This is a genomic window from bacterium (genome assembly GCA_016789445.1).
Classification (GTDB): Bacteria; Patescibacteriota; Minisyncoccia; order Phycocordibacterales; family UBA2100; genus UBA10103.
The window spans coordinates 1-546 of record JAEUQT010000005.1 but is presented as its reverse complement, the minus strand read 5'-3'; the positions used below and the strand labels follow the sequence as shown (position 1 = coordinate 546).

1 protein-coding gene is annotated in these 546 nt (G+C 55.5%); it reads left to right on the top strand.

Translation table 11 applies throughout. From position 1 onward, the window contains the following. The coding region (locus tag JNK62_04770) for a GTP-binding protein (protein MBL8158819.1) at window positions 1–546 on the top strand (546 nt) is incomplete at both ends.

Genomic DNA, 546 nt, shown 5'->3' with positions numbered 1-546 from the left:
TAATCAGCACGTGAATGAGCGCGTGATGGACTCGAACGACCTCGAGCGCGAGAAGGGAATTACCATTCTTTCCAAGGTAGCCAGCGTTCGGTACATGGGTACCAAGATCAACATCGTTGACACACCGGGCCACGCTGACTTCGGAGGGGAAGTCGAGCGCGTTCTAAGCATGGTGGACGGGGTCTTGCTCATCGTTGATGCCAACGAAGGGCCGATGCCGCAGACCAGGTTTGTTCTCAAGAAGGCGTTTGAGAACAAGAAGAAGCCAATCGTTTGCGTGAACAAGGTAGACCGCGAGGGCGCGCGCCCGATCGATGCCTACGACAAGACGATTGATCTTTTCATCGACCTCGGCGCAGAGGAAGAAGACCTGTTCTTCCCCCACATCTACACGAGCGGATCGGGCGGCTTTGCCCGAAAGGACCCCAACGGCACGGAGACCGACATGCGCGCCCTGTTCGACATGATTGTGGATAACATTCCCGCTCCCGAGGTCGAGCACGAAGGACCGTTCCTTTTGCAAGTGAATAATCTCGATTATTCGGA